Source organism: Bradyrhizobium sp. LA6.8, assembly GCF_040547935.1.
GTDB lineage: Bacteria > Pseudomonadota > Alphaproteobacteria > Rhizobiales > Xanthobacteraceae > Bradyrhizobium > Bradyrhizobium barranii.
In genome coordinates, this window is sequence record NZ_JBEPQQ010000009.1 from 396,166 (window position 1) to 408,309 (window position 12,144).

Here is a 12,144-nt window from a genome sequence, read left to right on the forward strand (position 1 = left end):
CGACGGACAATGTGGCGATCGCGCCCGCGTACTGACCAACGGCTCAGAAGACCCTCCGGAGGGCTCCATGACCAAGCTCGATGATGTCCTGTCCAACGTCGACGCAAATCTCGATGCGGCTCTCGAGCGTCTGTTCGCGATCCTGCGCATCAAGTCGATTTCGACCGATCCGGCTTACAAGGCCGAATGTACGGCCAATGCCGAATGGCACGTGGCCGACCTCAAGAGCATTGGCTTCGACGCCTCGGTGCGCCCGACACCGGGGCACCCGATGGTCGTGGCACATGACCGCAGCGTGCCCGGTCCCTCGGCACTGTTCTACGGCCATTACGATGTGCAGCCGGTCGATCCGCTCGAGCTCTGGGAGCGCGATCCCTTTGACCCGTCTATCCAGACGATGCCCGATGGCGCGAAGATCATCACGGGCCGCGGCGCCGCGGACGACAAAGGCCAACTCATGGCCTTTGTCGAGGCCTGCCGCGCCTGGAAGGCGGTCACCGGCAAACTGCCGATTCCGGTTTCGATCCTGCTGGAGGGCGAAGAGGAATCCGGTGGCGTGAACCTGCCGGGCTTTCTCGATGCCCATGCCGCGGAGCTGCGCGCAGATATCGGCCTGATCTGCGACACCAACATGTGGGACCACGAGACGCCGGCGATCCAGACCATGCTGCGCGGACTCTGCGGTGAAGAGGTCATCATACACGCCGCCGACCGCGACCTGCACTCGGGCTTCTATGGTTCGGCCGCGGCCAATCCGAACCGCATCCTCGCCCGCACCCTCTCTGACCTGCACGACGACAACGGACGCGTCACGCTGCGCGGCTTCTATGACGGCGTACCGGAACTACCGAAGGCGCTGCGCGAGCAATGGGACAGCCTGAACTTCAGCGCAAAGTCCTTCCTCGGCGCCATCGGGCTTTCGATTCCAGCCGGCGAGAAGGGCCGCGACGCGCTGGAGATGGTCTGGTCGCGCCCGACCTGCGAAATCAACGGCATGGGCGGCGGCTACCAGGGGGCCGGATTCAAGACCGTAATTCCCGCCATGGCATCGGCGAAGGTGTCTTTCCGCCTGGTTTTCGATCAGGACCCCCATGCCATCCGCAAAGCCTTCCGGGAGCATGTGCATGCACGCGTCCCGGCCGATTGCCGTGTGGAATTCCTGGAGCATGGCGCGGGTCAGGCGATCCGCTTCCCGATCGAGGCCCCGGCCTTCGGCAAGGCGCGCGACGCACTGACGGCCGAATGGGGCAAGCCCGCAGTCTTCATCGGCGGTGGCGGCTCCATTCCCGTAACCCATCAGCTCAAACAATCGCTGGGCATGGACGTGGTGCTTGCGGGCTTCGGCCTCGAGGATGACCGCATCCACAGCCCCAACGAGAAGTACAATCTCAAGAGCTTCCATAAGGGCATCCGCTCCTGGGCACGTATTCTGGAAGCGCTGTCGCGGTAGAGCGGCACGGGCACGCAGCGCTGGCTCTAGGCCAGACCGCCCTCGCGAGGTGCGATGACGCCGCATATACTCATTACCTTCGCCATCATCGCCACGATGGTGCTGCTGTTCGTCTCGAACCAGGTGCCAGTCGCGGTCGTGGCGCTAAGTGCGACACTCGTGCTTTACGCGACCGGCATTCTGGAGCTCTCCGAGGCGCTGGCAGGCTTCGGCGACACCACAATACTCTTCATTGCTTCGCTCTTCGTGGTGAGTGCCGGCCTGGATTCGTCCGGCGTCACCACGTGGGCAGGCCAGGTGCTGATCCGTTACGCCGGCGAAAGCCGGACACGCCTGTTGGTGCTGTCGATGTTGCTCGTGGCCTTTCTCACGGCGCTGATCGGCTCGGGTGGCGCAGTGGCTGCCCTGCTGCCCATGCTGGTGATCGTCTCCGTCCGGCTCAAGCGTCCGCCTGCGCAACTCATGATGCCTCTCGCCTTCGCCTCCTATTCGGGTTCGATGCTGGTACTGACCGGAAGCCTTGTGAACGTGCTGCTTTCCGACGCGGCAAGCGATGTCGGCCTCGCGCCCTTCGGCTTTTTCGAGATGACGGTAATCGGCGTACCGCTCCTGGCAGGCACCGTGGCCATCGTGATTCTTTTCGGCGATACGCTGCTGCCGGTGCGCACTAGCCGGGAAATGCCGGAGGATCTAAGCCACCATTCGCGCATGCTGACCGAGCAATACAAGCTGTTTGACCAGGTGTACCAGCTCGAGATCACCGCCGCCTCGCCCTATCGCGGCACGTTGCAGGCAGTACTGGAATCGCGGCTGGAGCGCGAGAACCACCCGGAACTCAGCTTCATCGCTATTCGCCCTCGCCGCCAGAACAGCATCTCGTGGCAACATTCTCTCGTGGAAGGCGATCGGCTCATCATGCGCGGTGAGCAGGCGGCGATGGACGCGTTCGCGGAGCAGCATGGCCTGACGCCCTGCCAGGAGACGATCGGCAAAATGCGGGAGGCACTGTTCAACGATAGCCATGGCTTTTCCGAGGTGGTGCTGCCGCCCCGCTCTCGTCTGATCGGTGAGACCGTCTTCCCCGGCATGGTCACCGAAAGTGGCGATCTGATTATCCTGGGCGTTCAACGCGGCGGCGAGAATCTCGGACCGGGCGAAACCGTTCTTGCGGCGGGTGACACGCTGTTGCTGCAAGGCCGTTGGGAAGCGCTTGAGGAGTACGGGCGAGATCCCAACGTGCTCGTCGTTGCTGCCCCTGACATGATCCGCAGCCAGGCCAGGCCCCTGGGCACCGGCTCCATACGCGCCATTGTCATTCTCGCGGTCATGGTTACGCTGCTAGCGACGGGCGTCGTGCCAAGAGTCGTCGCTGGATTGGCGGCGGCCTGCGCGGTGATCCTGTTGCGTGTACTCAAGATCGAACGAGCCTATCGGGCGATCAACTGGAACGTGCTGATCATGGTCGCTTCGCTGATCCCGCTCTCGACCGCCATGTACAAGACGGGTGCAGCCTATCTCATCGCCGATACACTCGTTGCCATTGTCGGCAATGCGAGCCCGTACGCGCTGCTGGCGGGGCTGTTTTTGCTCACGGCGCTAATCGGCCAGTTGATCAGCAGCACAGCGACGACACTCATCGTCATTCCGATAGCGATTGCCTCCGCGGAAGCCGTCGGTGTCTCGCCGCGCACCGCGCTGGTGACTGTGGCGGTGGCTGCGGCCGCTTCCTTTCTTACGCCAATCGCCGCCTCAGCGAGCCTCATGGTGCAGGGCCCCGGCGGCTATCGATTTGGCGATTTCTGGAGGATGGGTCTACCGTTGCTGCTCTGGTTCTTCCTGGTAGGCACGTTTCTCGTGCCCATGCTCTGGCCATTCGCAGGATGAGCAGTTTGCGCAGGATGATTGGTTTGCGTCTTAACCGACCGGGTATTTCCGCATGAACACCAATCTTGCTTTGGTTCTTCTGCTGCTTGCGGCCGCGATCGTGATGTTTATGGCCAATCGCCCGCGCATGGATGCGGTCGCGCTGCTGATGATCGTGATCATGCCATTTACTGGGGTGATTACCATCAACGAGGCGCTGGCGGGGTTCAGTGATCCCAGCATCGTGCTGATCGCGGGCCTCTTCGTGATCGGAGAAGGGCTGGTGCGCACCGGTGTGGCGCGTCGCCTCGGCGACTGGCTGAATGCGACCGCCGGCAGCAGCGAGACGCGCATGCTGGTGCTGCTGATGCTCGCGGTCAGCGGGCTCGGTGCATTCATGAGTTCGACCGCCGTGGTGGCCATATTCATCCCGGTCGTGCTGCGCATCTGTCAGAACACGGGCGCCGCGCCGAGCCAGCTGATGATGCCCTTGAGCTTTGCGGCCCTGATCAGTGGCATGCTCACCCTGGTCGCGACGGCGCCGAATCTCGTGGTCAACGCCGAGCTGATCCGCCAGGGTGCGGCAGGCTTCGGCTTTTTCAGCTTCACGCCCTTTGGGCTCACATTCCTGGCGCTCGGCATTGCCTATATGCTGTTCGCGCGGCGGTTTCTGCCCGTCTCGGCCAAGCGTGTGGACGGCGAGCGCCGTCAGCCGAACTTGCTTGATTGGGTAACGCAGTATGGCCTCACCGATCGCGCCTTACGCGTACGCGTGCTGACTGACTCGCCGCTGGTCGGCAAGCGCCTGGAAGAGCTCCCGCTCCGGAACAGTGGCGTGAATTTGCTCGCCATCGAGCTTCCCGGCCGCTTCGGGTCCGAGGCGATCCGCCCGAACGCAAGGACCGAGCTCGCCGCGGGGCAGATCTTGCTGCTCGACGTTATCGCGTCCCCTGCCGAAACCAACCGGATGCTGAATGACTATATGGTCGAAAAGCTCCCTTTGGGCGATTGCGGCTACTTCACCGATCGTTCGCAGGAGATCGGCATGGTCGAAGTCATCGTCCCGGCGGAGTCCAAGCTGATTGGCCAGAGCATTTTGCAAGCGCGGGTGCGCAGCGAAATGGGATTGACGGTGCTGGGGTTGCGGCACGGTCGCGAGGTCGTGAGCCAGGGGCTGCTCGATGAGACCTTGAAGGTCGGTGACACCCTTCTGCTGACCGGCTTCTGGTCTGACATCCGCAAGCTGCGATCCGAATTCTCGGATCTTGTCGTCCTGAACCTGCCGACCGAGCACAAAGAGGTTCTGCCGGCCGCGAACCTCGCACCTCAGGCTCTGGCGGTGCTGGCTTTGACGGTCGGTATGATGGTCAGCGGTGTGGTGCCGAACGTGCACGCGGTTCTGATCGGCTGCTTGCTGATGGGGTTGCTGGGCTGCGTGGATTTCAACAGCGCCTATGCCTCGATCAATTGGAAGAGCCTGGTTCTTATTGTCGGCATGCTGCCCTTTTCGCTGGCGCTGCAACGAACCGGTGGCGTCGATCTCGCCGCCGACGCGGTGACGCATCTTGCGGGCGAGGCATCACCGCGAGTCCTGTTGGCGCTGCTCTTCGTGATCACGGCTACCCTTGGCCTGTTCATCTCGAATACGGCAACCGCGGTGCTCATGGCGCCAGTAGCGCTCGCTGTCGCGAAGGACATCGGCGCCTCGCCGTATCCCTTCGCAATGACTATCGCCATCGCAGCCTCGGCCGCCTTCATGACGCCTGTGTCTTCGCCGGTGAACACCTTGGTGGTCGGACCGGGCAATTACGGTTTCGGCGATTTCTTGAAGATTGGTGTCCCTTTTACCGTCGTCGTGATGGTAACGACCCTGGCGCTGGTGCCTTGGCTGCTCCGATTTTAGCGGCCGTCAGGCCGGGCGCGATCCCGCGGACGGTTGCTCTTTCTCGTCCCGCGCAAACCAGGCTACATACAGCGTCGGCAGGAAGACCAGCGTCAGAACGGTGGCGACAAGGAGTCCGCCCATGATCGCGAATGCCATCGGTCCCCAGAATACTGTTGGCGCGATTGGAATCATCCCGAGAACAGTCGATACGGCCGTCAACATGATCGGCCGAAAACGGGAACTGCTGGCATCCACCGCAGCGTCCCAGGCCGTCTTGCCCAAAGCGCGTTCGGCGTCGATCTGACCGATCAGAATGACCGCGTTCTTGCTGATCATGCCGAGCAGCGCGAGTACGCCGAGAATGGCGACAAAACCCAGGGGCCTGCCGGACAGCATCAACGCTGCAACCACGCCGATAAGGCCGAGCGGCGCCACGCTGAGCACCATGAACAGTCTCGGAAAGCTCTGGAGCTGCACCATGAGGACGGTAAACATGACGAACAGCATCACCGGCACCACCGCCAGCACAGACGCCTGCGACTTCTGACTTTCCTCCACGGTGCCACCCACGACGACGCTGTACCCCGAAGGAAGGCTCTTTCTGAAGTTCTCGATCGCCATCGAGAGCGACGTAACCACGCTCTCCGGCAGCTTGTCGCCGGCAATGGCAGCCTGAACCGTCAGGGTCGGAATGCGGTCGCGCCGCCAGACGAGCGGAAACTCCTGGTCATATTCGAAGGAGGCGAACTGGCTGAGAGGAACAGTCTGCCCACCCGGCAGCGCCACCTGCAAGTTGCGCAGACCGTCCAGCGAGCCCCTCTGCTCGTTGGTCGCGCGCGCCACCACATTGACCAGATAGATATCGTCGCGAACCTGGGTAATGGGTGTGCCGGATATGACCGTATTCAGGACCGTCGCGATCGCTTGCGAACTGAGGCCGAGAAGGCGAGCCTCGTTCTGGTCCACGCGAATACGCACTTGGCGATTGGGTTCCATCCAATCGAAATTCACCTGTTTGGTGTCCGGACTGGAGGCTACGATCTGTCCGACTTTGAGTGCGATTTCGCGCACCCGCTCTACGTCGGGCCCGCTGACCCGATACTGCACCGGCCATCCAACCGGCGGTCCGAGCTCAAGCGGAGAAACGAACGCAATCGCGTTAGGAAACTCCTGCGCGAGCAGCTTTTCGAGCTTGGAATGCAGGCGCTCGCGTGCAGCGACATCCTTGGCGATCACCACGGCCTGCGTGAAGAAATCGTTCGGGAGCTGAACATTAAGGGGCAAATAGAAGCGGATGGCGCCGCGCCCGACATAGGTGCTCCACCGCGCCACATCGGCATCGGTCGAAAGGGCAGCATCCAGGCGCTTTGCCGCAGCCTCGCTCGCGTGGATTGACGAGTTCTGCGGCAAGCTCAGGTCCACGAGCAATTCGGGACGGTCCGACGATGGAAAGAATTGTCGCGGGATGAGCGGCAGCGCAAGCACCGAACAAACGAAGAGCGTCAAGGAGATCGCGATCGTCAGCCATTTCGCGCGCATCGCGAAAGTCAGGAAACTCCGATACATGCGGAAGATCCTGCCTGGATCCGCCGTACTTGTCTGCTTCGGTGGAACAAGGATCGCTGCTCCGAGCAGTGGCGTGAAAATGACCGCAACGAACCAGGAAACCAGCAGTGCGATCGTGACCACTGCGAAGAGCGAGAACGTGTATTCACCGGCGGAACTCGCGGCAAAGCCGACCGGTATAAAGCCCGCTATCGTCACCAGCGTGCCCGCGAGCATCGCCATTGCATGGGTCCGATATGCGAAAGTTGCCGCCTCGATCTTGCTGGCGCCCTCTGCGAGCCGACTGAGCGTCGCATCGGTCGTGGTCATCGCATCGTCGACCAGCAATGCGAGCGCAATGATGAGCGCGCCAAGCGATATTCGCTGCATATCGATGCTGAGAAGTCCCATGATCGGAAACACGATCGCCAGCGTGAACGGTATGGCCAGCGCGATGATCAGGCCGGGTCGTACGCCCAGGCTGATGAAACTCACCACCATGATGATGCCGATCGCCTGCATCAGCGAGACCGTAAACTCGCGGATCGCCTGGTCGACGACAACGGGCTGGTCCGCGACCAGGCTGGGCTCGATTCCAATGGGGAGATCCGCGGTGATTTGCGCCATTGCCTTTCTGATATTGGCGCCGAGCGCGAGAATGTCGCCGCCATCCCGCATGGCGATTGCAAGGCCTATTGCCGGTTTGCCATTGATCCGAAACATCGGCTGGGGCGGATCCGTGTAGCCGCGTCGCACCTGCGCAATATCGCTCAGGCGAAGCATGCGGCCGCCGGCGGAAAAATTGATGTTGGCGATGTCCTGCTCCGACTGGAAGCTGCCTGATACCCGAATCGAGATGCTTTCCAAGCCGGTCTGAATCGTTCCTGCCGGACGCACGATGTTTTGCGACTGGAGCGCCGCAATAAGAGCGGACCGATCAATTCCGAGGGCCGCGAGCTCCTTCGTGGAGAACTCGACGAAGATCACTTCATCCTGTTCGCCCAGAAGCTCAATCTTTGACACGTCAGGTACGAGAAGCAGCCTTGAGCGGATGTCCTCTACCCGATCGCGCAACTCACGCTGAGTGAAGCCGTCACTGGTAAAGCCATAGATGATGCCGAATGTATCACCGAATTCGTCATTAAACCCCGGCCCGATCACGCCTGCGGGTAGTGTGTGACGCATGTCTCCGATCGTCTTTCGTACGTGGTACCAGGTGTCGGCCACCTGTTTAGCATTCGCGCTCCCCTTCAGATTTACAAAGACGGTCGCGACACCGGCCCTTGTGAAGCTCCGCAGGAAGTCCAGATGCGGCGTTTCCTGCAAGTGACGTTCGAGGCGCTCAGTCACCTGCTTCATCGTCTCTTCCACAGTTGCGCCGGGCCACGCGGCCTGGACGACCATGGTCTTGATGATGAAGGCGGGATCTTCGTTGCGCCCCAACCGGAAATAGGACAGCGCCCCCCCGACCACCGCAATCATCATCATATAGACGACCAGCGAACGGTGTTTCAGAGCCCAGTCGGAAAGATTAATTCCGCTCATGGCTCGGATCCAAGAATCCGGACCTTCTGACCCGGATGCAACGCCTGGACGCCGGCGGTGACAACTATTTCGCCGATGTCGAGCCCCTGGGAAATGATGGCCTGCGCTTCATCGAATCGCAGCACGTCCACATTGCGCACCGCGACCGTGGCGGTGGCCGGGTCGACGACCCATACGGCGGGCTGCTCGTTCATCCTGGTCAGCGCGGAAGATGGAATATCGATCATCGGCCCTGCAGTGGTACTCACTCGCCCTATCACTGACGCACCCAACCGCATCGCGGCTGGCGGATCCGTCAGGCCGACCTTGACCTCGAAGGTTCGGGTCACAGCACTGGCCTGTGCGGCGACTTCGCGAATGCGCCCTTGCGCCGTTATCGACGGATCGTCAGCCAAGCTGACAGTGATCTCTGGATCGGTGGAGGCCGACCTGATCAATTGAGCGGGGACATCGAAGATCGCATCGCGACCGTCCTGCCGTGCGATCCTGGCGATCATCTGCCCGACCTGGACGACCTCGCCGGCGACCGGACCTGTGGCTGTTATCACACCGGGTGCATCAGCCTTGAGTTCGGTGAAACCAACGAGGTCATGCGCAGAACTCAGTTGCGCTTCGGCCGCATCGACTTGCGATTGCGCGGTTTGCCGTGCCTGGGTTGCGGCATCATAGTTGACGCGCGTGGTCCACCCCTGCGCCAACAGCGTCTCCTGACGATCGAAGTGATTGCGCGCCTGGGTCAATTGCCCCTGAGCGGCGGCAAGGGAGGCCTGCGCCTGCCGCAGCGTGCTCAGTTCATTCTGCGACTCCAATCGTGCCAGCACCTGGCCGGCCTTGACCCGGTCGCCTATCTTGGTGTCATTACTCAACAATCGTCCCGAGATCCGGAATGCGACATTCACCTCGTCTTCTGCCTCGACCCGTCCGGAGAATGTCAGCGGCGTTGTGACCTTGCGTTTTTCTACGGTCGCTGTGCGTACGATCCGCGGCGGAGATGCGTCCTTGGTTTCGGTTTCCCGTCCACATCCTGCCAGCATCAGCGAGAACGCCGTCACCAGCGTCGATGTGAGGATGTTTCGGGGCGCGGATCGGCTGCCGTGCATGAACATGACCTGTTCCGTTCCGGGAGTGAGATCTTGCCGGGAGGATTGCTCAGTCCGCAGTCGCATTTTCCCCGGTACCGACATCCGCATTTTTGCCGAAGGAGTCCGCCGTCAACATCGGTAAATCTACTCGGTGGCGCCGGATGGAATCCGTGCTCGGCCATCAGCAGATTCCTGAGACATGATCAGGCAATCACCCGATGTCGCCGGTTCCGTCCACGACGCATGATGCAATCGTCAGGTGAAGCAGTCGCGACCCCTGCCGCGGCTCCGCCGTTTGAATTCTCGTCTGGGGCGCGCAAACGCGCTTCCTCAAAGCACGGCAGACCCGGACGACACAATCCGGGAGCAACCGAGGAAACCGGGATGACAGGGTCCTCAGGTGATCGATATGGGCGTGCCGTCGTCGCGGTTGGAGGATCGTGGCGAACTGCGACTTTCAGAGCCGCATTTTTCCTTTGCCTCTGGCTCGTGCTTGCCGGCGCCAATCCGACAGATATTCCTGCCGCGGCGGCAGCAATCGCGGCAGCAACCTGGACAAGCCTGCACCTGCTGGAGCCGAGCAGATCCCGGCGGTCAATTCCTGCCATGGTCCGCCTGGCGCTGCTTTTCCTATACCAATCGGTGGTCGCCGGCGTAGACGTCGCACGCCGCGCGCTCGATCCCCGGCTGCCGCTGCGGCCGGGATTTGTGTTCTATCCGACCGGCCTCTCACGCGGGATGCAACGGAACGTGTTCACGACACTCACCAGCCTTTTGCCTGGCACAGTGCCAACCGGGGAGGAGAACGGGCAGCTCGTCTATCACTGTCTCGACGTCGAGCAACCGGTCGTTGCCGAACTTGCCGCGGAGGAAGCGGCGTTGGTTCGGGCCCTCTACAATGACTGAATTCCTCACGGCCGCAGTCGGCTTGATCCTGGCGATGCTGGGGCTCGGGCTGGTCTCGATCTTGCGTGGCCCGACAGATGCCGACCGGATGATGGCGGCGCAACTGATCGGGACTGCCGGCATTGCCGTCTTGCTGCTGCTCGGCACCGTGACAGGGGTGCCGGCGGCCGTCGACGTGGCATTGATACTGGCACTGCTCGCCACTTTCGCATCCATCGCATTCGTCAAGAAGGGGCTCTCCCGCCTCGAAACCGATGGGGCCGATCCGGGGGAGGACAGATGAGCGTCGCACGCGACATCATCACGGTTGCGGGAGTGTCGGCAGGCGTATTCTTTTTTTTCGCCGGCACCGTCGGCCTTCTTCGCTTTCCCGACACCCTGACTCGTCTGCACGCGCTCAGCAAGGCCGATAACCTCGGCCTGGGTTTCGTCGTGCTCGGGCTGCTCCCCCAAACAGGAGGCCTGCGCGACGGGCTGAAGCTGATCAGCATCTGGATGTTCGTGCTGCTCGCGGGCGCCACCGTCTCCCAATTGATTGCGCGCACGGCACGTCAGAGCGGGTCAGGCAAATGAACATCGCAACAGTGTTCGAGATCGCGCTCGCCGCCGTGGTGCTGGGCCTCGCCATCTGGACGATCGCCGTCCCCGACACCTATTCGGCCACGGTCGGTTTCATCGCCTACGGACTGCTGGTTGCGCTGATCTGGGTCCGTCTTGACGCCGTCGATGTCGCGCTGACCGAGGCTGCAATTGGCGGAGGCCTGGGCGGCGTCGTGCTGTTGGGTGCGGCGGCCCGGCTGCGCGATACCGAGGCGATGACAACGGAAGGGCCCAGCCTGATCGTGCGCTTGAGCGCGGCCATACTGTCCGCGTCGATCGCGGCAGCGCTGGCCGTCACGATCCTGCTGCTGCCCGATCCGGCGCCAACGCTCGCGCCCGCCGTCGTCGCGAATGCCGGGGCGACCGGAATGACCAACCCCGTCACCAACGTGCTCATGGCATTCCGCGGAATGGACACCATGCTCGAGAAGGTCGTGCTCCTGCTCGCCATCGTCGGTGTCTGGTCGCTTGCGTCGGACCAGGCCTGGGGCGGTCGTCCCGGACCACGCCACCAGGCTGATCCAAATGGTGTCCTCGCCTTTCTTGCGCGCCTGTTGCCACCCGCCGGCATCGTGGTCGGCATTTACATCCTGTGGACGGGCGCCGATCACCCCGGCGGAGCATTTCAGGGCGGCGCGGTTCTCGCATCGATGTGGCTGCTGGTGATCATGGCCGGGTTGGTGGATACCCCGCCCGTGCGCAGTCGATGGCTACGTCTCATCCTGGTGGGCGGCCCCGGCCTGTTCCTTGCCGTCGGCCTTGGCGGGCTCTGTTTTGGGTCGGCGTTCCTTGCCTATCCCGTTGCGTTCGCCAAGCCGCTAATTCTGAGCATTGAAGTCGCGATGCTCCTGACGATCGCGACGACGCTCGGCCTGCTGCTCGCCGGTGCACCTGAAAGGAGCGCTGAGCGATGAGCGCCGTGACGGTTTTCGGACTATGCGCCGCCGCGGCGGTCGGGCTCGGGCTCTACGGCCTGATTGCCAATCCGCAACCGCTTCGCAAGATCATCGCATTCAACCTGCTCGGCAGCGGCGTGTTTCTTCTGTTCGGCATCGTCGGGCGCCGAGGCGCCGCAGCGGGCTTTGGCAACGACCCGGTGCCGCAGGCCCTGGTGATCACAGGAGTCGTGGTCGCGTTTTCCGCAACGGCTCTGGCGATCGCCTTGTTGCTGCGGCTTTTTCAGATCGCCGGCTCCACGACGCTCGACAGTCGGGCGGCGGCGAGCCCGCGCTCCGATCCGTCCGGTCACTGATGCTGCCCCCCGCCCC

General features: G+C 62.4%; 10 protein-coding genes. 8 read left to right on the plus strand and 2 right to left on the minus strand.

Annotation, left to right across the window (positions count from 1 at the left end):
- The first annotated feature begins 67 nt into the window (after window positions 1-67).
- The 3 genes from ABIA90_RS35960 to ABIA90_RS35970 are packed head-to-tail and all read left to right on the plus strand — an operon-like array spanning window position 68 to window position 5,216.
- Window positions 68-1,450 carry a M20/M25/M40 family metallo-hydrolase gene (locus ABIA90_RS35960; protein ID WP_354120265.1) on the plus strand — a complete coding sequence of 461 codons (1,383 nt, stop codon included), beginning with the start codon at window positions 68-70 and terminating at the stop codon, window positions 1,448-1,450.
- 54 nt (window positions 1,451-1,504) lie between these two features.
- On the plus strand, window positions 1,505-3,334 hold the full coding sequence (locus ABIA90_RS35965; protein WP_354120264.1) for an SLC13 family permease: 1,830 nt from the start codon (window positions 1,505-1,507) through the stop codon (window positions 3,332-3,334).
- Between the two features lie 52 nt (window positions 3,335-3,386).
- Window positions 3,387-5,216 carry an SLC13 family permease gene (locus ABIA90_RS35970; RefSeq protein ID WP_166343459.1) on the plus strand — a complete coding sequence of 610 codons (1,830 nt, stop codon included), beginning with the start codon at window positions 3,387-3,389 and terminating at the stop codon, window positions 5,214-5,216.
- A gap of 6 nt (window positions 5,217-5,222) precedes the next feature.
- On the opposite strand, the gene ABIA90_RS35975 is transcribed toward ABIA90_RS35970, so the two are convergent.
- Window positions 5,223-8,288 (minus strand): efflux RND transporter permease subunit, encoded by a 3,066-nt coding sequence (locus ABIA90_RS35975; protein ID WP_354120263.1) that lies wholly within the window; start codon window positions 8,286-8,288, stop codon window positions 5,223-5,225.
- Complete coding sequence (locus tag ABIA90_RS35980) at window positions 8,285-9,388, minus strand: efflux RND transporter periplasmic adaptor subunit (RefSeq protein ID WP_063986176.1); 1,104 nt, start codon at window positions 9,386-9,388, stop codon at window positions 8,285-8,287. Before ABIA90_RS35980 ends, ABIA90_RS35975 begins: the two co-directional genes overlap by 4 nt.
- A 366-nt stretch (window positions 9,389-9,754) precedes the next feature.
- Between ABIA90_RS35980 and ABIA90_RS35985 the strand changes: the two genes are divergently transcribed.
- Genes ABIA90_RS35985 through ABIA90_RS36005 form a run of 5 tightly spaced genes read left to right on the plus strand, consistent with a single transcriptional unit; the run spans window position 9,755 to window position 12,128 of the window.
- Window positions 9,755-10,276: a Na+/H+ antiporter subunit E gene (locus ABIA90_RS35985; RefSeq protein WP_028152036.1), complete on the plus strand. Its 522-nt coding sequence runs from the start codon at window positions 9,755-9,757 to the stop codon at window positions 10,274-10,276.
- Window positions 10,269-10,559 carry an MrpF/PhaF family protein gene (locus ABIA90_RS35990; protein ID WP_071911305.1) on the plus strand — a complete coding sequence of 97 codons (291 nt, stop codon included), beginning with the start codon at window positions 10,269-10,271 and terminating at the stop codon, window positions 10,557-10,559. The genes ABIA90_RS35985 and ABIA90_RS35990 overlap by 8 nt, the downstream gene beginning before the upstream one ends.
- Entirely contained in the window at window positions 10,556-10,849 is a 294-nt protein-coding gene (locus tag ABIA90_RS35995) for a cation:proton antiporter (protein WP_028152034.1), read from the plus strand. The genes ABIA90_RS35990 and ABIA90_RS35995 overlap by 4 nt, the downstream gene beginning before the upstream one ends.
- An 11-nt stretch (window positions 10,850-10,860) precedes the next feature.
- Window positions 10,861-11,790, plus strand: coding sequence for an MnhB domain-containing protein (locus tag ABIA90_RS36000; RefSeq protein ID WP_224580856.1), 930 nt, complete (start codon window positions 10,861-10,863; stop codon window positions 11,788-11,790).
- Window positions 11,787-12,128: an NADH-quinone oxidoreductase subunit K gene (locus tag ABIA90_RS36005; RefSeq protein WP_354120262.1), complete on the plus strand. Its 342-nt coding sequence runs from the start codon at window positions 11,787-11,789 to the stop codon at window positions 12,126-12,128. The genes ABIA90_RS36000 and ABIA90_RS36005 overlap by 4 nt, the downstream gene beginning before the upstream one ends.
- Window positions 12,129-12,144 lie beyond the last annotated feature (16 nt).